The organism is Campylobacter concisus (assembly GCF_015229965.1).
GTDB classification, from domain to species: Bacteria; Campylobacterota; Campylobacteria; order Campylobacterales; family Campylobacteraceae; genus Campylobacter_A; species Campylobacter_A concisus_BD.
This window is the reverse complement of sequence record NZ_JAAKZB010000020.1, coordinates 20,614-42,398: the sequence shown is the minus strand read 5'-3', so window position 1 is coordinate 42,398 and position 21,785 is coordinate 20,614. Positions and strand designations below refer to the sequence as shown.

Here is a 21,785-nt window from a genome sequence, read left to right as displayed (position 1 = left end):
ATTTCAAATTTAAAAGCAAAATTACGAAAAATTTTTATAAATTATTTTTACTAGAAAGATTTTTTGAAATTTAAATAGTTTGATTATTTGCTTCTTTTGCAAATTTATAAAACTCACTTTCGGCGTCAAAATTGCTTTTTATCTTGTAAAAAATTTCATCAAATTTAAATGAAATTTCGTCCGAGTGAAGTAGGAGTCTTTTTGCTCCAGTTAAATTTATCCGTTCGCACTCGCTCATCTCTTTGTCTAAAATTTTCTCGATCTGCGGACGCGACAAACCATAAAGTGGTTCGCCAAGGATCTTGTGTTTCACATGAAACAAATGCAACCGAATTTGATGCTGCCTGCCAGTGAGTGGGATAGCTCGAATTAAAGTCGTATCGATATCGTCAAAATATCTGATCGGCAAAATTTTAGTCACAGCGCTCTTGCCGTTCTCACAAATTTGCATTCGCATTTTCACATCGTCGTAGTTGTTCGCTAGATCCATCTTGGCATCGATCGTAAATTCTCGCTCGATCTTACCTTGCACCATCGCGACATAGCTTTTAGAAACCTCTCGGTTTTCAAAGATTTTCTTTAGCTTTATCGTAGAATTTCTATCTTTACCCACGACTATCACGCCACTTGTTTCGCAGTCTAGCCTATGTGCTACGCTCGCATCTCGCCCAAAAAATGTGTAAATTTCATCGTTTAGTGAGTAGTCGCAGTGCCTACCATTTGGGTGGCTCAGCACCCCACTTGGCTTGTCAAATACCGCAAAGCTCTCGCACTCAAAGATGGGCTTTAGTCCCTTTGGCTTGGCCTCATAGTCGATTAAAAAGACATCGCCACACAAAACGGCATTTTTCTCACTCACGACACTGCCGCTACAGATCAGCCTGCCTTTATCGATGAGGCGCTGGGTTTGGCTCATGTTAAAGCCATTTTGCAGTAAAATTTCGTAAGCTTTTTGATGATCTGCAGTAATGATAAATTTATTTACGTAGGGCAAAAATGATCCTTTGAAAAACGAGCGAGCTATCTTAAGCCCAAATTTATAAGCGTATAACCGACATTTCAGCCCGGATTTTATATAATCAAAACTTAAATTTAGAGAAATTGCACGACGTGATTTCTGGCTCAAAAAGCCAAATTTATACTTTCAGGACAAAAGCAAACTAACACAAAAGGTTCAACAATGGTCGAAAGATACTCACGCAAAGAGATGGCTGAAAAGTGGAGCATACAAGCAAAATATGACGCTTGGCTCAAGGTAGAAAAAGCTGCCGTTAAAGCTTGGAATAAGCTTGGCTTCATAAGCGACAGCGACTGCGAGAAAATTTGCAAAAACGCTAAATTTGAAGTGGCTCGCATCGACGAGATAGAAAAGACGACAAAGCACGATGTTATCGCATTTTTAACAAGCGTCAGCGAGAGCCTTGGCGATGAGAGCAGGTTCGTACACTACGGCATGACCTCAAGCGACTGTATCGACACAGCCGTCGCGCTTCAGATGAAAGAGAGCTTGGAGCTCATCATCAGCGACGTAGAGGAATTTATGCAGGCGGTCAAAGATAGAGCAAACGAGCATAAGCACACGCTCATGGTCGGCAGAAGCCACGGCATCCACGGCGAGCCGATAACTTTTGGCCTAGTGCTTGCCATCTGGTATGACGAGATAGCAAGGGCGCTAAAGCTCATCAAAGACGCAAAAGATACGATCAGCTACGGCAAACTCTCAGGCGCTATGGGAAATTTAGCCCACGCTCCGATGGAATTTGAAGAGCTAACATGCGAGGAGCTAGGTCTTAAAGCTGCCCCAGCGTCAAACCAAGTGATCCAGCGCGACCGCTACGCCCACGTGGTGAGCGCTATCGCAGTTCTAGCCTCTACTTGCGAGAAGATCGCAGTTGCCATTAGACACTACCAAAGGACCGAAGTTTATGAGGCGGAGGAGTACTTTAGCCCAGGACAAAAGGGCTCAAGCGCCATGCCACATAAACGTAATCCAGTCCTTAGCGAAAACATCACCGGTCTTTGCAGGGTGCTACGCTCATACGTCACGCCTTCTCTTGAAAACGTCGCACTTTGGCACGAGCGCGACATTAGCCACAGCTCGGTTGAGAGATTTATCCTGCCAGATATGTTTATCACGGCTGATTTTATGCTGGTTCGCATCAAAAATTTGATAGCAAATTTAGTCGTATACCCAGAAAATATGATGAAAAATTTAAATTTAACAGGCGGACTAGTCTTTTCACAGCGCGTACTTTTACAGCTACCACAGCGTGGGATCTCTAGAGAGGACGCCTACAAGATCGTTCAGCGCAACGCCATGAAGGTCTGGGCAGACTTGCAAGAGGGCAAAAAAGCGATCGACGAGCAAGGTCACAGCCTATTTTTGCAAAATTTGCTAAACGACGAAGACCTAACTAAGAGCCTTGACAAAGATGAGATCAAAGAGTGTTTTGACTACAACTACTACACCAAAAATGTAGATAGAATTTTCGCCAGAGTTTTTGGCAAATAAATTTAAACGCAAGGGGTAAATTTAGCCCCTTGCAACTACTCTAACACAAAATCCATCTTAAATTTAGCTCGCAAAATTTATCAGCTGGTGGCAGCATTTTCAAGTAGCTTTTACAAATGTCAGCAAAATTTAGTGGCAATTTAAATTTTGATCTTCAAAGCTAATCCAAAGCTCGTCACGTTTAACGTTTTTTATCACCCTCGCGCTAGAAAAATAAGAGTTTTTGGCAAGCCTTTATTTTTCTCATTTTAGCTGTAAATTTTATATTTATTGAGTAGTTTTTGGCAAAGAGAGTTTTTATATCTTTTTGGATAAAATCTCAAATTAAAATTTAACACGGAGAGATATTTTTGAAAGTTATAAAACGTAATGGCAGAACAGAAGAGCTTGATATCAGCAAGATCAAAAAATACACAAACGAAGCTGTCCTAGGTCTTAGCAACGTAAGTCTTAGCGAGCTTGAAGTAGATGCGAAAATTCAGTTTAGAGATATGATAACGACTGAGGAAATTCAGCAAACTCTTATAAAAACAGCAGTTGATAAGATCGACATCGACCGCCCAAATTGGACATTTGTTGCGGCAAGGCTATTTTTGTTCGACCTTTATCACAAAGTGACTGGCTTTAACGGCTACAACCACCTAAAAGACTACCTCGCAAAGGGCGAAAAGGTAGGCCGCATCATCCCTGGGCTAAAAGAGAAGTACGACTTAGAGGATCTAAACGCCTACATTAAGCCTGAGCGCGACCTTCAGTTTGCATACCTTGGTATCAAGACGCTTTATGATCGCTACCTTATCAAAGACAAAAGTGGCATGCCGATCGAGCTACCACAGCACATGTTTATGGCGATCGCGATGTTTCTTGCGCAAAACGAGCTAGACAGCCAAGGTTGGGCTAAGAAATTTTACGACCTCATCTCTAAATTTGAAGTGATGTTAGCCACGCCAACGCTCTCAAACGCAAGGACTACACGCCACCAGCTAAGCAGCTGCTACGTAGGCAGCACGCCTGATAATATCGAAGGAATTTTTGATAGCTACAAAGAGATGGCGCTTCTTTCAAAATTTGGTGGCGGTATCGGCTGGGACTGGAGCAAGGTTCGTGCGATGGGCGGCAGTATCGACGGACACAAAAACGCAGCCGGCGGTATCATACCATTTTTAAAAGTGACAAACGACATCGCAGTAGCGGTCGATCAGCTAGGCACTAGAAAGGGCGCGATCGCTGTTTATATCGAGCCTTGGCATATGGACGTGAGCGATTTTCTCGATCTTCGTAAAAACTCAGGCGAAGAGAGACGTCGCGCACACGAGCTTTTCCCTGCACTTTGGATAAACGACCTATTTATGAAGCGTGTCAAAGAAAATGGCCGCTGGAGCCTCTTTGACCCAGCTCAAGTAAGCGACCTTTGCGACCTTTATGGCGAGGAGTTTGAGAAGAGATATTTGGAGTATGAAAACGATGAAAATATCCAGAAAAACACCATTCTCGCAAAAGAGCTTTGGAAGAAAATTTTAACTAGCTATTTTGAAACGGGCATGCCATTTTTGTGCTTCAAAGACAATGCCAACAAAGCAAATCCAAACGACCACGAGGGCATCATCAGAAGCTCAAATTTATGCACCGAAATTTTCCAAAACACAGCGCCAAACTACTATAAGATCAAGATCACTTATGAAGATGGCGGCGAGGAGCTATTTGACGAAGAAGAAGACATCACGGTCGATAGTGGCATAACTAAAAAAGCCAAAAAGCTTAGCGCGCTTGATAGCCTAAAAGGCAAGCAAATTTTCATCGTAGAAAAAGAGAGCATCGAGGGCAAAACGGCAGTTTGCAACCTTGCAAGTATAAATTTAAGCAAGATAAACAGCAAAGAGGACATCGAGCGTGTCGTGCCGATAGCTATCAGGATGCTTGATAACGTGATAGATCTAAATTTCTATCCACACAAAAAGGTAAAACACACAAACCTAGCCTCTCGCTCGATCGGCCTTGGCGTCATGGGCGAAGCGCAAATGCTAGCTGAGAAAAATGTAAAATGGGGCAGTTATGAGCACTTGGCGCTGATTGATAGCATAATGGAAAACATAAGCTACAACGCGATCTACGCTAGCTCAAATTTAGCCGTAGAAAAGGGCATCTATCCAAAATTTGAAGGCTCAAAATGGAGCAAAGGCATCATGCCGATAGACACCGCAAACGAGAACGCAAAAGCGCTTTTAAACGACAAAGGCGGGCTATTTGACGAAAATGTCTGCGACTGGGACAAGCTAAGAGAAAAGGTTAAGCGCGACGGCATGAGAAACGGCTACCTAATGGCGATCGCTCCAACTAGCTCGATCTCGATCCTTGTTGGCACTACTCAGACCATCGAGCCAGTCTATAAACGCAAGTGGTTCGAGCACAACCTAAGCGGTATGATCCCAAATGTCGTGCCAAATTTAAGCCCTGATACTTGGCAGTTTTACACGCCAGCTTATGAGCTTGATCAAAGAATTCTTATAAAAGCAGGCGCGATCCGCCAAAAATGGATCGACCAAGGTCAAAGCTTAAATATCTTCATGAGCTTGGATAAAGCAAGTGGCGGATATCTAAGTGAAATTTACACGCTTGCATGGGAGCTTGGACTAAAATCAACTTATTATCTACGCTCTGAAAGTCCAGACAGCGAAAAGCTAAACGACGTGGCTGACCGCTCGATCGAGTGTGAAGGTTGTCAGTAAAATTTGCAAATAAAAAATTTTATAACAAAGGATACAAAATGGCTAGAGAAATAGATGCAAACGTAAAAAGCGTTTTAGAACTTTTACAAGGTAATATAAAATTTGTTATTCCGACATATCAAAGACCATATATGTGGGAATCAAAAATGCAGTGTGAACAGCTTTGGAGCGATTTAATCGACTTCATAGAAACTTATAGAGATAAAAATAGTGGAGAAGTAAATTTTGGATTTGATGAATATTTTTTGGGCTCAATAGTAGTTTTTCAAAATGAAAACAGAGAGTTTGAAGTCATAGATGGTCAGCAACGATTAACCACGCTAACGCTTTTTTATAGGGCTTTATATGAGAAAACCAAGGACAGATCAAAAGGCTGGGCTAAAAATTTCGGCAAATGCATTTGGGCATTTGATGAAGGTAGTGAAGAATTTGACTTCTCAAAAAGAAAACTAAAAAGTGAGGTGTCAACACAAGTAGATAATGAGATTTTGGATAAAATTTTAGATCAAGAATGCTTTAATGATACAAAATCAAGAAGCAAATACGCAGAAAATTTTAACTTCTTTTTAGATAAGATTGGCGGTATGCCACTCGATCTATTTGACCCTTTGTGTAAAATGCTAATAGATGATAAAGGGCGTTTAAAAATTTTGTTTATAAAATGCGATGAGCAAGAAAATGCTTTAAGAATTTTTAATACCTTAAATAATCGCGGGTTGCCACTAAGCGATGCCGATATTTTTAAAGGTGTAATCTACGGCTATCAAAAAGACAAAGAAAGCAAAAATAAATTTGCTAAAGAATGGCGTGAACTGGAAGAAAAATTAAAAGAAAATAACCTTAATATAGATACTATTTTTACGTATTATTCTCATGCAATTAGGGCTAGAAGTAAAGATAAAAGCAAGGAAATTGCTGCTAGGAAATTTTATAGCAAAGAGCGCTTGAAAGATGAAAAACTATTTTCCGAAATTCAAGAGTTGTCAGATTTCTGGTGTGGAGATTTTGATGATAAGATTAAATTGCGTGCTTCACAATTTTTTGATGTGATTAATCTCTTTCCTAATCAATATCCAAAGTCATTGATTTCTGCATTTTATTTTTATTGTAAAGACAAAAATTTGGATTTTTTTGATGATAAAAATTTATTGCCATTTTTATCCAAAATGATAGCTAATTTACTTACGATTTATATAAATAATTCTACTGTAAATGCAATAAAAGATCCTGTTTTTAACGCTTATGTAAACCTTTACGAAAACGGAAATTTAGATTTTAAAATTAGAACTCAAGATATCTTAAATGATAAAGATAGATTTAAAGAAGATTTTTTTAGAAGCTTAGGATTAATAAAAACCCTAACACTTTTAAATCTTTATTTGAAATATGAAACACAAGAAATTATCTATGGCGAGGTAGAGCATATCTTACCTAGAAACTGGCAAGATACTTGCTATCAAAATTTAAATAAAGACGAAGCTGGCAGATATATCGAAAGTATCGGTAATAAAATGTGGTTAGAAAAATCTTTAAATATAAAAGCTAGTAATCATTATTTTAAATCTAAAAAGGAAAAATATAAAGACTCAAAATTTCAAGAAGCTGTAGGGTTGTCAGAACTACCGCAAGATGAGTGGGGAAAGGATGATATTATAAAGAGAGAAAAAGAAATCTTTGAGACGATTAATAAATTTCTTCAAGATAACATCTAAATTTTAGAGACCTAAAAAAAGGTCTCTAAAATCACATACACCAGTAGCCTCAACATTTGCTTGATTTTATCGCATCAAATACCGCGTCGTAGTTTGCCTCATTTACGATTTCGATAACGATTTATTTTTAAAAGTAGTAGGCTGTTATTGTTTATGGTTATTTTATGAAGTTTTTAAATTTTTAAGACTTTTCCTAAATAAGCTTGATTGACTTGTAAAATTTCAAATCTACTATTTTAAAAACTAAAATTAAAATAATTATTTAAGTAAAATAGTCAAAATTTAACTTAAAATATTTATATAACGTAAATTTATCCTTTAAGAAAATTTCTTAAAATTTTATATTTTTTGATAAATATTATTAAACAAAATAAAATAGTTATCTATCTTTTAAGCTTTCTTGTCCTATACTTTTAAACTCCATATCAAAAAAACAATCAGAAAAGAGCAAGTGATGCGTGAAATTTTAAAACGAGATGGTACAAGGCAAGAATTTGTAGCATACAAGATAGTAGATGCGATAAAAAAGGCATTTGCCAGCGAAAATAAAGCTTACGACGAGCAAGTTTTTACAAATGTAGTCCAAGATATCTTTCAAAAATCAAGTGCGATAACAGTCGAAGACATCCAAGATGCGATAGAGAAAGAGCTATTTGACGGCGGACATTTTGAAGTTTTAAAGAGCTTCATGCTCTACCGCCACACCCACAAGCTCCAACGCGAGCAAATTTTAGGCCTAAACGAAGATACGACCTATATAAACTCAACCCAAACAATAAACGAATATATAAACGGCACTGACTGGAGAATTTCTGCAAATTCAAACACGAGCTACTCAAACGCAGGCCTTATCAACAACACCGCTGGCAAAGTCATAGCAAACTACTGGCTAGACGCTGTTTATAGCAAAGAAGAGGGTCTTGCTCACAGAAATGGCGACTACCACATCCACGACCTTGACTGCCTTACAGGATACTGCGCTGGCTGGAGTTTGCGAGCTTTGCTAAATGAGGGCTTTAACGGCGTTCGTGGCAGGGTTGAGAGCAAGGCGCCAAAGCACTTTAGAGAGGCGCTTTATCAGATGGCAAATTTCTTAGGCATCTTGCAAAGCGAGTGGGCGGGCGCTCAGGCGTTTTCTAGCTTTGACACCTACCTTGCACCTTACGTTTTCAAAGACGATCTAAGCGACGCCGAGATCAAAAAGGCGATCACTAGCTTTATTTTCAACCTAAACGTCCCTGCGCGCTGGGGACAAAGCCCATTTACAAACGTAACCATAGACATCACCTGCCCAAGCGACCTAAGGGATCAGATCCCGACGAGCGACGATATACACCTCTTTACAAATGTAAAAGATGAGAAAATTTTGAAAAAAGCAAATGAGCGTGGCAGGAAAAATTTGATCGATATGACCTACAAGGATTTCGAGCCTGAGATGGCACGCATAGACAAGGCATTTTACGAGGTTTTGACAGCTGGCGACAAGTGCTCGCAGCCTTTTACATTTCCGATACCAACGGTAAATATCACAGAGGACTTTAACTGGGATAGCGAAGTAGCTGACGTGCTCTTTGAAAATACCGCAAAAATGGGCTCAAGCTACTTTCAAAATTTCATCGGCTCGCAGTACACTTATGACGAAAATGGCAACAAGATAGAAAACGAAAATGCCTATAAACCAGGTCACGTGCGCTCTATGTGCTGCCGCTTACAGCTTGATCTAAGAGAGCTTTTAAAGCGAGGTGGTGGTCTTTTTGGAAGTGCTGAGATGACTGGCTCGATAGGCGTTGTCACTATAAATTTAGCCCGCCTTGGCTATAACTTCAAAGGCGATAAGGTCGCACTTTATAATAGACTTAGCTATCTTTTAGACCTAGCTAAATCAACCCTAGAGAAGAAGCGTAAATTTATCAAAGAGATGTATGACAGAGGGCTTTATCCTTACACAGCTAGGTATCTAAAGCACTTTAACAACCACTTTAGCACGATCGGCATAAATGGCATGAATGAGCTACTTAGAAATTTCACTGGCGACAAAGAGAACATTTCGACCAAATTTGGACGAGAATTTGCCCTTGAGATGGTTGGCTTTTTACGCGATAAGATAAGGACATTTCAAGAAGAGAGCGGAAATTTATATAACCTTGAGGCAACTCCAGCTGAGGGCACAACATACCGCTTTGCCAAAGAGGATAAGAAGCGCTATCCAGACATCATCCAAGCAGGCGAGGGGGATAATATCTACTACACAAACTCAACCCAGCTACCTGCAAATTTCACAGACGACGCTTACGAAGCGCTTGATCTGCAAGATGAGCTACAAAGCGCCTACACTGGTGGCACCGTCTTTCACCTATATATGAAAGAGCGCATAAGCTCGGCTAAAGCTTGCAAAGAGCTTGTAAAGAGTATAATCTCAAACTACAAACTCCCATACATCACGATAACGCCGGTATTTAGCGTCTGCGCAAAGCATGGCTACATAGCTGGCGAGCATGAGTTTTGCCCGCTTTGTGATGCAGAGCTTATAGAAAATGAGAAGAAAAAATCCAAATAAGGAGAGAAAATGACAGAAAAAGAAATCTTAGAAAAAGTGCAAGACAAACGCACAAGATGCGTCGTTTATACTCGTGTTATGGGCTATCACAGACCAGTTGAGAGCTTTAACCTCGGTAAAAAAGGCGAGCACAAAGAGCGTGTTAAATTTGACGAATACGCAAGTTGCTGCAAGAGATAAATTTTTTGCCTAAAAACAATAATAAATTTAAAAAAATCAACTAAAATGCAAACCAAAGGCACGCCATTGTGCCTTTTAGTTTAAAAAAGGGTCAAAAACTTGCAAAAAGTCTTTAGTATAACGCCATTTACGACGCTTGACTACCCAGACAAAGTGGCAGCTGTCATTTGGTTTGCAGGGTGTAATATGCGCTGTGGATACTGCTACAACATCGAGGTCGTAAAGTCAAATGGTACTATAAGCTTTAGCGAAGTTTGCGACTTTTTAGACCGCAGGGTCGGCAAGCTAAATGGCATCGTCTTTAGCGGTGGCGAATGCACAGCAAATCCTCTCTTTTTAAGGCTAGCACGCGAGGTAAAGGCGCGCGGTTTTAGCTTAAAGGTAGATACTAACGGCTCGTATTGTGATGTCTTAAAAGATGCGATAGATGAGGGGTTGATTGATTACATCGCGCTTGATTTTAAAGCTCCAAAAGAGAAATTTATCGGCATCACTGGCTCAAATTTATATGAGAAATTTGCCGCCACGCTTAGATACCTGCTTGAGATAAATTTTAAATTTGAAGTTAGAACGACCGTGCATGCGGACTTGCTAAGCGAAAAAGATATCTCCGAGATGTCTGAGCTACTTTTTGAACTTGGATATAGAGGGGATTATTTCTTACAAAAATTCTTTAACACTGGCGAAAATTTTGGAAATTTGGGCGATCCAAAAAATAGCTTCGATCCAGATAAGATCACATCAAAACTACCTATCAGACTAAGAAATTTCTAAATTTAGCGCAGATAAAAATAGCTAAAAATAAGAAAATTTAACTAAAATTTACCCCAAATCACAAAAGCAAACAAGGAGAAAAATATGCAAAATTTCAGCTTTTTAAACCCTACTAAAATAGAATTTGGCAAAGACAAAGAGCAAAACATCGGCAGATATATGAAAGAATTTGGCGTAAAAAAGACGCTCATCATCTATGGCAGCGACAGGATCATGCAAAACGGACTTTTTGACATCGCCACAAAGAGCCTAAGTGCAAATGGCATCGAGTTTTGCAAGATAGGCGGCGTGAAGTCAAACCCAGTGCTAAGCAAGGTAAATGAGGCTATAAATTTAGCTAAAAAAGAGGGCGTCGATAGCGTGCTAGCCATAGGCGGTGGCTCGGTGCTTGATAGTGCCAAAGCCGTGGCTGCAGGAGTAAAATATAACGGCGATGTTTGGGACTTTTTTACTGGCAAATGCCCAAAAGAGGCGCTTATGATCTTTGACATCATAACGCTTGCTGCAACTGGCTCAGAGATGAACGGCGGTTCGGTTGTTACAAACGAAGCCACAAAAGAGAAATTTGCCATGCACGGCGCTTGTCTTTACCCAAAAGTATCGGTGGTAAATCCGCTTCTTCAAGCAAGCGTTAGCAAGGAGTATTTGGTCTATTCAGCTTCAGACATCATCGCTCACAGCATCGAGGGCTACTTTACGGCAAGCGTTCAGCCTGAGATCATAAATTTATATATCGAAGCAAACATCAAAACGGTCATGAAAACGACTGAAATTTTACTAAAAGAGCCAGATGATTACGCCGCTAGAAGCGAGTTTGCCTGGGCTGCGACGATGGCGCTAAATGGCCTAACTTACGTTGGCACGGCTGGCTACTCATATCCAAATCACATGATCGAGCACGCCATAGGAGCAGTGGTTGATTGCGCGCACGGGGCTGGGCTAAGTGTCGTTATGCCAGCTTGGATGAAGTGGTATAAAAATAAAAACTTAAAGGCATTTAAGCGCTTTGGCAAAGAAATTTTTGGCGTGGATGACGCAGACGAGGCTATTAAAAAGCTAAAAGAGTGGTTTAGCAAGATCGGCACGCCAACAAGCCTAATTGAGATCGGCGTTGATGAGTCAAATTTAGACGAGATCATGGCGCTAGTTTATGACTACGCCAAGGGCAGGGGCTTGGAGCAAATTTATACAAAAGAGGCCATAAGCGAAATTTTTGCCTTAGCGAGATAGAATTTATCCAAAATTTACAAAGGATAAACATGAAAAAAGTCGCCCTTATAGCAGGAGCCAGCGGCGCTGTTGGAAGTGAAATTTTAAAGGGTCTTTGCGAGAGTGAGCACTACAACAAGGTGGTCGCCCTTGTTAGGCATGAGCTAGAATTTACCCATGAAAAGCTTGAAGTAAAGATAGTAAATTTTGATGATTTTAAAGATGAGGTGCCATTTATCGCTGATGATGTATTTTGCGCGCTTGGCACGACTATGAAGGCGGCAAAGCACAAAGAGCAGTTTTACAAAGTCGATGTGACCTATCCGATAAATTTCGCCAAATTTGGCTTGGAGTGCGGCGCAAAACGCTTTGTTTTGCTCTCAGCAGCAGGCGCAAACAGAAAGTCAGGCTCGTTTTACCTAAAGGCAAAAGGTCAAGCAGAAGCAAAGATAAAAGAGCTTGGATATAGCTCATTTCATATCGCTAGGCTGCCACTTATCGAGGCTGAGAGAAAGGAATTTAGACTAGGTGAGTATTTGGCGATAAAGGCGTTTAAATTTATCCCAAAAGGCTTTTTTGACGAGTATCGTCCGATGAGGGCGGCTGATATAGCTAGAGTGATCGTGCAAGTAGCACAAGATGATCACAGTGAAGGTGTAAAAATTTATAGTCCGGAGGAATTTACAAAATGAAAAAATATATAGTGATCACTGGGGCAAGCTCAGGCATAGGAGCGGCAGCGGCAAAGGCATTTGCAAGGCGTGAGGAGAATTTGATCCTTATCGCAAGACGGGGTGAGCTTTTAGAAGAGCTAAAAAGCGAGATAGCTAAATTTGCAAATGTCGATGTGGTAATAGAGCTTTGCGACCTTTCAAAGCAAGAAAATGTCCTTTCTCTTTGGCGAAATTTAGAAAAATTTGAGCTAAAAGCGCTTATAAACAACGCTGGCTTTGGCGACTATAACAAGGTCGGCGAGCAAAATTTAGACAAGATCACTCAGATGATAAATTTAAACATCATCTCGCTTGTGACGCTCTCAACGCTCTTTACTAAAAAATATAAAGACAAAGATACGCAGCTTATAAACATCTCTTCGATAGGCGGCTACAAGATCGTGCCAAACGCCGTCACATACTGCGCTAGCAAATTTTTCGTAAGTGCCTTTAGCGAGGGACTTTACCACGAGCTAGCACAGGACAAGCAGGCAAAGATGCAAGCAAAAGTGCTAGCCCCTGCTGCCACAAAGACAGAATTTGGCATGGTGGCAACTAGCAAAGAGAGCTACGACTACGACAAGGCGTTTAAAAAGTACCACACGAGCGAGCAGATGGCGGAGTTTTTGCTTCGCCTTTATGATAGCCATTACTGCGTTGGCTCGGTCGATAGAGATAGCTTTGAGTTTTCACTGCACCAGCCTAAATTTGACTATGCGATCAAGTATGAGCCAAAAGATAACTAGGCGCTAAAGCCTTGGTAGCCTACGCCAAGGCTAGTAAAGTAAAAAGTAGGACAAAATAAAAAGGCAGATCATGAAATGCGTTAGAGTTGCTATTTTAGGGGTTTGTTTAGCAGGCGCTTGCTTTGGGGGCGAGCTTAAATTTGATGAAAAGAAATTTGAGCTAAAAAGCGTGCAAGTTGGCGAGAGGACGCTTAAATTTAGAGCTTATGAGGGCATAGTCTATGTAGCAAAGCCAGTTAGCGACTACGAGGTGCTAAATTTCTATGTGCCAGAGGGTAAATTTAGCGACCAAAAAGGGGCTATCTTTATGCCAAATGCGATTGGCGGCTACATGAGCGCAATGCCACAAAAGCCAGAAATCCAAAACGAAAAGCCAAATGCCACTCTTGAAGCGCTTCTTAGAGGATACGTCGTGGCAAGCGTTGGCGCTAGGGGCAGGACGCTAAAAGAGGATGGGCGTTTTATCGGCAAAGCGCCAGCTGCGATAGTCGATCTAAAAGCGGCCGTTAGATATCTTAAATTTAACGACAAATTTATGCCAGGCGACGCAAACAAGATCATCTCAAACGGCACGAGCGCAGGCGGCGCGATGTCGGCACTTCTTGGCACAAGCGCAAATGCAAAAGAGTATGAGTCATATCTTAAAGAGCTAGGCGCCGCAAAAGCTGACGATCAAATTTATGCCGTCTCAGCCTACTGCCCTGTGACAAATTTAGAGCATGAGGACGAGGCGTATGAGTGGATGTTTGGGGATTTGGATAAATTTGAAAGGATTGATTTTACAAGTCTTGATGCGGCTAGTTTTAATGACAGGAGCAAAAAGCCAAAGACTATCACAGGCGAGCTAAACGCCACGCAAAAAGAGCTCTCACGCGAGCTAAAGAGTAAATTTCCAGCCTATCTAAATTCGCTAAATTTAAAAGACGCCAAAGGCCACGCGCTAAGCCTTGATGAAAACGGCGAGGGTAGCTTCAAAGAGTATATAAGAGCCCTCATCTCAAAGGCATTTACCGCTACAAAAAGCAGCGACAAAAGCACGCTCACGCCTAAATTTATAACTCTTGACACGCAGGGCTGCTCGCTTGGATATACATTTAAGCTTGAGGACTTTATCGCCTCGCTAAAACGCGCTAAAGCGGTGGTTGCCTTTGACGGCCTTGGGCTAGAAAATCCAGAAAATGACCTCTTTGGCGATAGCAAAACGCCTGCAAAGCACTTTACTAAATTTGCAAAAGAGCAAAGCTTGGGCGAGATGGCGGATGCTAGCGTCATAAAGATGATGAATGCGATGAACTACACTAAAAACAAAGAGGCGGCGAAATTTTACCGCATAAGACAGGGCACAAACGACACCGACCTAGCCCTTGCCGTGCCTGCTATGCTCGCACTCTCGCTTAAAAATGCTGGCAAAGAGGTTGATTTTGAAGCGGTTTGGGGGCAAGGACATGGCGGCGACTACGACTTAGACGAGCTTTTTGCTTGGATGAAAAGAGTTTTAGAAAAATAAAATTAAGGAGAAAGTATGAGAAATTTTAAAATTTTCAAGGAGAGTAAAAATGAGAAATAAAGCATTAATTGCAGCATTTGTTGTAGGATTTGTTGGTTGCATAAATTTAAATGCCTTTGAGGCAAATTCTGATGTTTTTAATAAACATTTAAGAGGAGAAGCTAAAAAAGAAGTGGTTGATTGTAGTGATCCTAAAAATAGACCTGATATGATTGCAGGTATGTTAGTGGGAGGAAAAGAAGAGTGTTATCGTGAGAATAAAAGAGATAGCAAACGTGACTTTGATGCCACTATCGGTAGAAACCCAGTCACTGGCAAGGTCACCTCAAAGGCCGAGCTACTAGGTGGCAATAAAGCTACAAACAACCTTGAAAAAGCACAAATGAACTATGGCGACAAGAAATTTAAGCTAGAAGAAGCAGAAAAAGCCTATGCTGATAACCCAAGTGTCAAAAACTCTAACCGCTTAGAAAAAGCACGTAAAGCCTTTAAAAAAGCACAGCTTGACCTAGAGGCTGCAGAAGAGATAAAAGCTAAGGCTGATATGAAAAAGGCGAAGTGATAAGGGGAATTTGATGTTTAAAAAGCTATTTTTACTAGCGGTTTTGGCAGCTTTTGCCTTTGGGGCAGAGGCTAAAGTGAGCTTGCAGGAGCTGCTTTCAACGCCAAATAACAAGACCTTGCTAAAGCAGCTTGGTAGGGAAAATATACTAAGCTCAAAGAGCGAGCCAGACACGCAGGCGATCTTTTTTGCGAGCGCAAAGAGCAAGCCAGAGCTATTTTATCTGCTTGAGTTTTACAAGGACGAGGCGGCTTATAAAAAGCACGTAGCTTCAGCGCACTATAAGAAATTTGTAAGTGCGAGTGCTGAAATTTTAGCTAGCAAAAAGGCTATAAGCTTGAAAAAACGGGCTACTTTTTCTAAAAATTTAACTCCAGAGCGCCTAAAAGATGCCTACTTTCACATCACAAATTTAAGCCTTTTGGCAAAAAGCGATGCAAAATTTGAAAAGCTAGTGAAAAAATATATGCAAAAAAGCGTAGATGAGGGAGCTTACGCGCAGTTTGCCTTTAGTCAAAAAGAGGCGCCTAACAAGTGGGTGTTGGTTGAAATTTACAAAGACGAAGCTAGCTTTGAGAGCTACCGCCACAGCGCAAACTACAAGGCTTACGCCAAAGAGCGAGCGGGGCTGATAGATGAATTTGACGGCTTTGCTCTCAAAAACGAGACCTCATTTAGCAAGGTAAAATTTTAGGAGATTTATGAAGAAAATTTCACTTTTTTGCGCCTTAGCGCTTTTTGGCAGCACGGCATTTGCCCTTGATAAGGCAGGATATGCGAGTTTAAAAGATGTGAAAATTTTAAATAGCGAGATGAAAGATGTGGAGTGAGAGCGGCAACGGCATAGACGTGGGTCCGCTTGGTGCGCTTGAGGTGTGGCATGAAATGGGCGAAGCGCCAAAGAGCATGCTGACACAAAGCAAGACCTACGTTGGCAAGGAATTTCTAGTGTGTGCCTATCCAAAGGTGGCTACATACGTGGGCGGTGACGCGAGCAAGGCAAGTAGCTTTGTTTGTAAATAAATTTAGGTGGAAATTTGATACCAGTAAAATTTTATAGATATGTTTTTGCGTTTATAATGTCAGCATTTATGGCATTTTTTATGTCATTTGTGCTCACGTATCTAAATCTTGGCTTTGTTGATGGTTTTGTGAAAATTTGGCTAATCGCCTATGTAAAAGCCTTTGTGGTGGCGTATCCTGTGCTTTTGCTAGTTTCGCCGTCTGTTGCAAAGATCACGCAAAATTTATGTAAAAAAGAGAGTTAAATTTGAAGAGTGGCTAGAGAGCCTAGCCACGTGAAGGTTTATTTTAAAAGACCTTGTTTTTTCATTTGGTCCATTACTTGAGCAAACATCTCTTTAGCTTGTTTGCAAGTAGCGTCTTGTTGCTCTTTTGGTAAAGAAGCAAGTTGATCCATTGATTGTTTCTTTTGATCTTCATACATTTTTACTTGTTGCTCTTGACCAGCTTGTTTGTAAGCCTCAACCATCTTATCGATGTCTGAGAAGTAAGACTTGCAAGTATCTGTAAGATCCGCAGCGTTTAGGCTTAGTGCAAAGCCAAGAGTAGCTAAAACTAAAAGTGATTTTTTCATTTTTTCTCCTTGTGAAAATTTAAGGAGATTATATAACTTTTTTATTTTAAATAGATTTAAATTTATTAAATTTAGCCAAGACAAGCGCCTTGGCTAAATTTTTTGGCTTTTTAGCCTAAGAATTCGCGCTTAAAATACTCTTTTGGAGCTTTGCAAAGTGGGCAAGCGCCCGGAGCTTTTTTACCTCTATGAACGTGTCCGCACACCTCGCAAACCCAGATATCTTCTTCGTCGCTCTCAAAAAAGCCCTCTTCATCAAGCATCTTTTTAAGCTCTAAATACTCTCTTTCATGCTCAACTTCAACCTTGCCGATCGCGTTAAATAGCCTCTCAACATCTCTTAGCTCTTCTTCTTTTGCGATCTTTGCAAAGTCTGGATACATCGTCGTATGCTCGTAGTTTTCGCCAGCTGCAGCGTCAAGTAAATTTTTATCCATCTTATCGATCGGATCGTTCATCATCTCGTGATATTTCTTAAATTCAGCCCTTGCGTGCCATTTCTCGTTTTCAGCTGCCTCGTAAAAGTGTCTAGCTATCGCGTGATAGCCTGCTTCTTTAGCTAGGTCGCCGTAAAGCTCATACTTGTTTCTAGCTTGTGACTCGCCAGCAAATGCCTTCATTAAATTTACTGCTGTTAAATTTTCAGTGATGCATTTCATCTCTTCGCCACAACAGGTTAATGTGCCGCCGCCAACCTTTTGAACTTCGATCTCGTTGCCGCATTTCTCGCATTTGTATGTTTCGTACTGTCTCATTTTGACTCCTATTTTGATAAAATTTGAGCGGATTATAACCAAATAATTAAAATATGTAAATAATAATTTTTATTGATAACGTATATTATTTTTATAAATTTAACAAAAAACCAAATCCATCATAACAAATTTAAAAAAGATAAATTTCAGCCAAAATTTATTCTAGCGTTAAAAGTGCGGTTGAGCTTGGTTGTAGAATAACTCAAAATAAATCATCCAAAGGAGATCATCATGAGTTTTCTATCTAAATTTAGTAAGGCTATCTTTGCAGTTGCAGTAGCTGGTGCGATCAGCGCTAGTGCATTTAGCGAGGGCGAGGACTACGTCAAGCTTGAAAAGCCACTAAGTGTCGGACAAAATACGCTAGTTAAAGTTTTCAGCTATGCTTGCCCATTTTGCTACAAGTACGACAAGAGCGTCACTCCAAAGGTAGTTGAGAAAATTCCTGGCCTAAAATACGAGCCATTTCACCTAAAGACAAAGGGCGATTATGGCGAGGTTGCGAGCAAGGTTTTTGCCGTGCTTATCACTATGGACGAGGCAAAGGGTGTTAGTTTATTTGATGAAAATTCGCTATTTAAAAAGGCTAAATTTGCCTACTACAAGGCTTATCACGACAAAAAAGAGCGCTGGGGCGATGGCAAAGATGCTGAGGGCTTTTTAAAGACTGGACTTGATGCAGCTGGCGTTAGCAAAGCAGACTACGAAAAAGAGCTGGCTAATCCAAAAGTGACTGAGCTACTTAAAAAGTGGGATGAGAGCTACGATGTGGCTAAAATTCAAGGCGTGCCAGCATTTGTCGTAAATGGCAAATATCTCATCATGACAAAATCAATCAGCTCACTTGACGGCATGGCAGCACTCATCGAAGAGCTTCTTAAAAAATAAGGCGCCACATGAGCTTTTTTAAAAAAATGGCTAAATTTCAAGACTCACGCATCTCTTGGGCGATCCTAGTCTTTGTGAGCATCGCGCTTGTCGTTATCGCGCACTCGCTCTTTCAAAACTACGCCTATATGCCCCCTTGCGAGCAGTGCGTCTATATACGTTTTGCCTTTTTATGCATGGCGCTTGGCGGAGTGATAGCTATCATAAACCCTAAAAATTTGCTCTTTGCCTTAGTTGGCTATCTCTTTGCATTTTGGGGAGCGGTGCAGGGCATAATGTATAGCGTAAAACTAGCTAAAATCCACGACGCGGTGCATGGCGATGATCCTTTTGGCGTGCAGGGCTGCTCGACTGAGCCGCACTATCCATTTGGTTTGCCGCTTGAGAAGTGGGTGCCTGACTGGTTTATGCCAACTGGCGACTGCGGCTATGACAGCCCTATGGTGCCTGATGGCGCGGTGCTAAGCGATCTGCAAAAGAGCATAGTTGATCTTTATGCAGATGGCTGGTATCTTGTGCCGTCGTCTAAATTTATGTCGATGGCGGATTGCACGCTGCTTGGCTTTGGCATTTGCTTTGTTGTGCTTGCACTTATGCTTGTTTCAAAGCTCTTATCTTTTAAAAATTAAATTTTAGTTAGCCCTATTTTTGGGCTAACTTAGGATATACTGCGCGCATGGGTATTAATTTAAAATCACAAAATATTAAAATTTATGCGATCATCTTGCTAGCAAGCCTCTTTGTCGTGCTTCTTGGGCTAAACAGCTACAACAATGCAAAAGAAAAGATCATCGAGCTATCTGATAAAAACAACATCGCAGTTAGTAAAAACATCGTTAGCAACTTTCAAATTTGGCTTGATGAGCGCTTAAATTCACTCATCCGTGCGTCAAAATTTATCCAAAACTCTAACATCATAGATGACGATACTAGAGTGGCAAATTTCATAAAACTCTTTAAAGAAAATGCAAAAGAATTTGATCTCATGCAGCTTCTAAGAGAGGATGGCGAGATCTTTGTAGATGGGCAAAAGATCTCAGAAGAGGTGATGTCAAAGCGTGAGCGAGCGGGGCTTATCTGGTATGTCGAGACAAAAAATACAAATGCCCCAAGCGTAAATTTCATGCAAAATCACAAAATTTTAAAAGACTCAACTTTAAATTTATGCGTGCCAGTTGAAAAAGACGGGAAATTTGAAGCAGCACTTTGTGGCGTCGTGCGCATAGGCACTATATTTGATAGCATCAAAAACTTTAGTCTTGCGCCAAATTCTTACTCATTTTTGGTAACTCACAGCGGTGAGATCCTCACATCGATGGCTGATATAACGCTCAAAAGAGAGATCGAGGAGAAATTTAAAGAGATATTTTTAAAAGATGAGGACATCACCAGCCTAAAGATAGGGCAAAATTTGATCCAAGTAGCCGAGATACCGACGATGAACTGGTTTATCGGAGCTGGCACAAACAACGAAGAAGAAATTTTAGCCATGACAAGAGAGGCGCTAAAAAACGCCCTAAATTTACTCTTTGCCTTCGTCGCACTTGCATTCTTGGCAAACAGCCTGCACAACTTTATGTATAACAAGATAAAAAAGGTGCAAGACGAGTATGAGACCTTGCTAGCGCACAGAGCCAAGATGAGCGAGGCTGGGGAGCTTATAAGTGGCATAAGTCATCAGTTTATCCAGCCAGTAAATTCGCTAAAACTTATGCTAAGCTCGGCGATAATGCTAAAAAAAGAGGGCAAGCTAAGTGATGAGGAGCTTTTAAATTTATTAAAAAAAGGGCAAAGCTCGATCGAGCTTCTTTCAAAAACAATCGAAATTTTTAGAAATTTTTACAAAAGCGCTGAAAATGTTAGCGAATTTGACATCCAAACAAGCATTAGAAATTTAATAACACTTATGCACACAGAGCTTAGCCGTGCAAATGTGAGCGTGAAATTTAGCGGTTTTGAAGAGATGAAGGTCTGTCAGATAGAAAACATCATCCAGCAAATTTTGCTAATCCTAATCCACAACGCAAAGGACTCACTAGTTGAAAGCTACAAAGATGAGCCGCTAAAACGCGTGATAGAGCTTAAATTTAGAAGCTTTGAAGATAAGTGCTACATCGGCGTTTATGATAGTGGTGGCGGCGTGAGCTACGAGATGAGTAAGAAAATTTTTACCTGGCTAAACACGACTAAAAAGCAAGGAAATGGCATAGGACTTTACTTTGCTAAAAAGCTCGCACGTGAGAAGCTAAATGGCGACATCACGCTTGTGCACAACCTAAAGCCAACGATTTTTGAGCTAAGCTTTGATAAGAATTTAAAGGGTTAAAAGATGCAAGAGGCACTAGAAATTTTAAAAAAAGTATCTATCTTAGTAGCTGAAGATGACGAGATGGCAAGGGAGCTCATCATCACTGGGCTTAAGCCATACTGTGGTCAGGTCGTAGGCGCAAAAGATGGGCAAGATGGGCTGGAGAAATTTAAAAAGCAGGGCTTTGACATCGTGATGAGCGACATTCACATGCCAGTATTAAATGGCTTTGAGATGATGAATGAGATAAAAAAGCTAAAACCTCATCAGAAATTTATCGTCTTTACCTCGTATGATAGCGATGAAAATTTGATCAAGAGCTATGAGCAGGGGGCGATCTTGTTTTTGAAAAAGCCTATCGATATAAAGGATCTTAGATCGATGTTGATAAGCCTAAGCTTTGAGCGAGATGAGAAGCTAGTGCGCCTAAGTGATGAGGTGAGTATAAATTTAAAAAGAGAGAAAATTTATAAAAATGGCAGCGAGCTATACCTTAGCTTCTTGCAAAATAAGATATTTTGGCTATTTGCTTACAACCTAAACAAGCTCGTGACCTACGAGATGATAGAGGAATTTGTCTATGAGAGCACCGAGGTGAGCAAGGCTGCTATACAAAATGTCGTTTTGCGCCTAAAACGCGAGCTTGGCGTTAAATTTAAAAACATCAGCGAGAGTGGGTATATCTTAGTAGCTGAGTGTGAAAAAGCATAAATTCAAAATAGCAAAATTAATATTTTTATCTAATAATATCTTAAAGGTAGTGATAAATTTATGTCACTACTAGCTAAAATTTATAGAAAAAGAGATGAAAATTTGCAAAATTTGATAGATAAACTTAAGAAAATTTATGTCACAAGTGTGTATAAATTTATGATATTTATAAATAAAAAACATTTTGATATAAAAAGTCTAAATTTAGTTGCAATAAGGCTAGATAAAGGCTTTTTTGATTAAGAATTTATACGTTTAAAATGAAAAAAATTTTGTGACATTTTTGGGTTATTTTATCAACTACTATATCATTTTGATGAACAAAAAC

Annotated in this window: 21 protein-coding genes and 1 pseudogene; 19 read left to right on the top strand and 3 right to left on the bottom strand. The window is 40.4% G+C overall.

What is annotated here, in order from left to right; translation table 11 throughout:
• Nucleotides 1-70: 70 nt before the first annotated feature.
• Entirely contained in the window at nt 71-994 is a 924-nt protein-coding gene (locus tag G6W43_RS08500; RefSeq protein ID WP_194169599.1) for a pseudouridine synthase family protein, read from the bottom strand.
• A 186-nt stretch (nt 995-1,180) separates the two neighbouring features.
• Here G6W43_RS08500 and purB point away from each other — a divergent pair, with 186 nt between their 5' ends.
• The 14 genes and pseudogenes from purB to G6W43_RS08430 all read left to right on the top strand — a co-directional run bounded on the left by purB (nt 1,181) and on the right by G6W43_RS08430 (nt 16,466).
• The gene (gene purB / locus G6W43_RS08495; protein WP_194169598.1) at nt 1,181-2,512 is read left to right on the top strand and encodes an adenylosuccinate lyase; all 1,332 of its coding nucleotides are present in this window, start codon (nt 1,181-1,183) and stop codon (nt 2,510-2,512) included.
• Between the two features lie 350 nt (nt 2,513-2,862).
• Nucleotides 2,863-5,238: a ribonucleoside-diphosphate reductase subunit alpha gene (locus tag G6W43_RS08490; protein ID WP_103572963.1), complete on the top strand. Its 2,376-nt coding sequence runs from the start codon at nt 2,863-2,865 to the stop codon at nt 5,236-5,238.
• A 38-nt stretch (nt 5,239-5,276) separates the two neighbouring features.
• The gene (locus G6W43_RS08485) at nt 5,277-6,950 is read left to right on the top strand and encodes a DUF262 domain-containing protein (RefSeq protein WP_194169597.1); all 1,674 of its coding nucleotides are present in this window, start codon (nt 5,277-5,279) and stop codon (nt 6,948-6,950) included.
• Between the two features lie 454 nt (nt 6,951-7,404).
• A pseudogene (locus G6W43_RS08480) lies at nt 7,405-9,687 on the top strand (ribonucleoside triphosphate reductase).
• A 99-nt stretch (nt 9,688-9,786) separates the two neighbouring features.
• On the top strand, nt 9,787-10,461 hold the full coding sequence (locus G6W43_RS08470; protein WP_194169595.1) for an anaerobic ribonucleoside-triphosphate reductase activating protein: 675 nt from the start codon (nt 9,787-9,789) through the stop codon (nt 10,459-10,461).
• Nucleotides 10,462-10,545: 84 nt separating this feature from the next.
• Entirely contained in the window at nt 10,546-11,691 is a 1,146-nt protein-coding gene (locus G6W43_RS08465; RefSeq protein WP_194169594.1) for an iron-containing alcohol dehydrogenase, read from the top strand.
• Between the two features lie 29 nt (nt 11,692-11,720).
• Nucleotides 11,721-12,362, top strand: a complete 642-nt coding sequence (locus G6W43_RS08460; protein ID WP_194169593.1) for an NAD(P)H-binding protein — start codon at nt 11,721-11,723, stop codon at nt 12,360-12,362.
• On the top strand, nt 12,359-13,129 hold the full coding sequence (locus G6W43_RS08455; protein WP_194169592.1) for an SDR family NAD(P)-dependent oxidoreductase: 771 nt from the start codon (nt 12,359-12,361) through the stop codon (nt 13,127-13,129). Before G6W43_RS08460 ends, G6W43_RS08455 begins: the two co-directional genes overlap by 4 nt.
• 70 nt (nt 13,130-13,199) lie before the next feature.
• Nucleotides 13,200-14,636: a subtype B tannase gene (locus G6W43_RS08450; RefSeq protein WP_194169591.1), complete on the top strand. Its 1,437-nt coding sequence runs from the start codon at nt 13,200-13,202 to the stop codon at nt 14,634-14,636.
• Between the two features lie 49 nt (nt 14,637-14,685).
• Nucleotides 14,686-15,198, top strand: a complete 513-nt coding sequence (locus G6W43_RS08445; protein WP_194169590.1) for a hypothetical protein — start codon at nt 14,686-14,688, stop codon at nt 15,196-15,198.
• Nucleotides 15,199-15,211: 13 nt separating this feature from the next.
• The gene (locus tag G6W43_RS08440; protein WP_149713686.1) at nt 15,212-15,892 is read left to right on the top strand and encodes a putative quinol monooxygenase; all 681 of its coding nucleotides are present in this window, start codon (nt 15,212-15,214) and stop codon (nt 15,890-15,892) included.
• Between the two features lie 7 nt (nt 15,893-15,899).
• Complete coding sequence (locus tag G6W43_RS10760) at nt 15,900-16,028, top strand: hypothetical protein (protein WP_262974938.1); 129 nt, start codon at nt 15,900-15,902, stop codon at nt 16,026-16,028.
• On the top strand, nt 16,018-16,221 hold the full coding sequence (locus G6W43_RS08435; RefSeq protein WP_223227555.1) for a hypothetical protein: 204 nt from the start codon (nt 16,018-16,020) through the stop codon (nt 16,219-16,221). The genes G6W43_RS10760 and G6W43_RS08435 overlap by 11 nt, the downstream gene beginning before the upstream one ends.
• 14 nt (nt 16,222-16,235) lie before the next feature.
• Nucleotides 16,236-16,466, top strand: coding sequence for a DUF2798 domain-containing protein (locus G6W43_RS08430; RefSeq protein ID WP_103617455.1), 231 nt, complete (start codon nt 16,236-16,238; stop codon nt 16,464-16,466).
• Nucleotides 16,467-16,504: 38 nt separating this feature from the next.
• Here G6W43_RS08430 and G6W43_RS08425 read toward each other — a convergent pair whose 3' ends face one another.
• Nucleotides 16,505-16,795, bottom strand: a complete 291-nt coding sequence (locus G6W43_RS08425) for a DUF5339 domain-containing protein (protein ID WP_002940734.1) — start codon at nt 16,793-16,795, stop codon at nt 16,505-16,507.
• 110 nt (nt 16,796-16,905) lie between these two features.
• Nucleotides 16,906-17,550: a ferritin family protein gene (locus G6W43_RS08420; RefSeq protein ID WP_012140636.1), complete on the bottom strand. Its 645-nt coding sequence runs from the start codon at nt 17,548-17,550 to the stop codon at nt 16,906-16,908.
• Between the two features lie 231 nt (nt 17,551-17,781).
• On the opposite strand from G6W43_RS08420, the gene G6W43_RS08415 reads away from it, so the two are divergent.
• From G6W43_RS08415 to G6W43_RS08395, 5 genes are read left to right on the top strand one after another with little or no spacing between them, the layout of a single operon-like run.
• Nucleotides 17,782-18,438 (top strand): thiol:disulfide interchange protein DsbA/DsbL, encoded by a 657-nt coding sequence (locus G6W43_RS08415; RefSeq protein WP_194169589.1) that lies wholly within the window; start codon nt 17,782-17,784, stop codon nt 18,436-18,438.
• An 8-nt stretch (nt 18,439-18,446) separates the two neighbouring features.
• On the top strand, nt 18,447-19,067 hold the full coding sequence (gene dsbI, locus G6W43_RS08410) for a protein-disulfide oxidoreductase DsbI (RefSeq protein ID WP_194169588.1): 621 nt from the start codon (nt 18,447-18,449) through the stop codon (nt 19,065-19,067).
• 47 nt (nt 19,068-19,114) lie between these two features.
• A complete protein-coding gene (locus G6W43_RS08405) occupies nt 19,115-20,764 on the top strand; it encodes a sensor histidine kinase (RefSeq protein WP_194169587.1) in 1,650 nt (549 codons plus the stop codon).
• 3 nt (nt 20,765-20,767) lie between these two features.
• A complete protein-coding gene (locus G6W43_RS08400) occupies nt 20,768-21,457 on the top strand; it encodes a response regulator transcription factor (RefSeq protein ID WP_107915199.1) in 690 nt (229 codons plus the stop codon).
• 60 nt (nt 21,458-21,517) lie between these two features.
• On the top strand, nt 21,518-21,700 hold the full coding sequence (locus tag G6W43_RS08395; protein ID WP_194169586.1) for a hypothetical protein: 183 nt from the start codon (nt 21,518-21,520) through the stop codon (nt 21,698-21,700).
• The last annotated feature ends 85 nt before the right edge of the window (nt 21,701-21,785 follow it).

Excerpts from the sequence above, each read along its gene's own strand:
- G6W43_RS08445 (WP_194169590.1), top strand. The coding sequence starts at position 14,686 with ATGAGAAATAAAGCATTAATTGCAGCATTTGTTGTAGGATTTGTTGGT.
- G6W43_RS08460 (WP_194169593.1), top strand. The coding sequence starts at position 11,721 with ATGAAAAAAGTCGCCCTTATAGCAGGAGCCAGCGGCGCTGTTGGAAGT.
- G6W43_RS08450 (WP_194169591.1), top strand. The coding sequence starts at position 13,200 with ATGAAATGCGTTAGAGTTGCTATTTTAGGGGTTTGTTTAGCAGGCGCT.
- G6W43_RS08400 (WP_107915199.1), top strand. The coding sequence starts at position 20,768 with ATGCAAGAGGCACTAGAAATTTTAAAAAAAGTATCTATCTTAGTAGCT.
- G6W43_RS08465 (WP_194169594.1), top strand. The coding sequence starts at position 10,546 with ATGCAAAATTTCAGCTTTTTAAACCCTACTAAAATAGAATTTGGCAAA.
- G6W43_RS08435 (WP_223227555.1), top strand. The coding sequence starts at position 16,018 with ATGTGGAGTGAGAGCGGCAACGGCATAGACGTGGGTCCGCTTGGTGCG.
- G6W43_RS08425 (WP_002940734.1), bottom strand. The coding sequence starts at position 16,795 with ATGAAAAAATCACTTTTAGTTTTAGCTACTCTTGGCTTTGCACTAAGC.
- G6W43_RS08485 (WP_194169597.1), top strand. The coding sequence starts at position 5,277 with ATGGCTAGAGAAATAGATGCAAACGTAAAAAGCGTTTTAGAACTTTTA.
- G6W43_RS08420 (WP_012140636.1), bottom strand. The coding sequence starts at position 17,550 with ATGAGACAGTACGAAACATACAAATGCGAGAAATGCGGCAACGAGATC.
- G6W43_RS08455 (WP_194169592.1), top strand. The coding sequence starts at position 12,359 with ATGAAAAAATATATAGTGATCACTGGGGCAAGCTCAGGCATAGGAGCG.
- G6W43_RS08395 (WP_194169586.1), top strand. The coding sequence starts at position 21,518 with ATGTCACTACTAGCTAAAATTTATAGAAAAAGAGATGAAAATTTGCAA.
- G6W43_RS10760 (WP_262974938.1), top strand. The coding sequence starts at position 15,900 with ATGAAGAAAATTTCACTTTTTTGCGCCTTAGCGCTTTTTGGCAGCACG.
- dsbI (WP_194169588.1), top strand. The coding sequence starts at position 18,447 with ATGAGCTTTTTTAAAAAAATGGCTAAATTTCAAGACTCACGCATCTCT.
- G6W43_RS08405 (WP_194169587.1), top strand. The coding sequence starts at position 19,115 with ATGGGTATTAATTTAAAATCACAAAATATTAAAATTTATGCGATCATC.
- purB (WP_194169598.1), top strand. The coding sequence starts at position 1,181 with ATGGTCGAAAGATACTCACGCAAAGAGATGGCTGAAAAGTGGAGCATA.
- G6W43_RS08415 (WP_194169589.1), top strand. The coding sequence starts at position 17,782 with ATGAGTTTTCTATCTAAATTTAGTAAGGCTATCTTTGCAGTTGCAGTA.
- G6W43_RS08440 (WP_149713686.1), top strand. The coding sequence starts at position 15,212 with ATGTTTAAAAAGCTATTTTTACTAGCGGTTTTGGCAGCTTTTGCCTTT.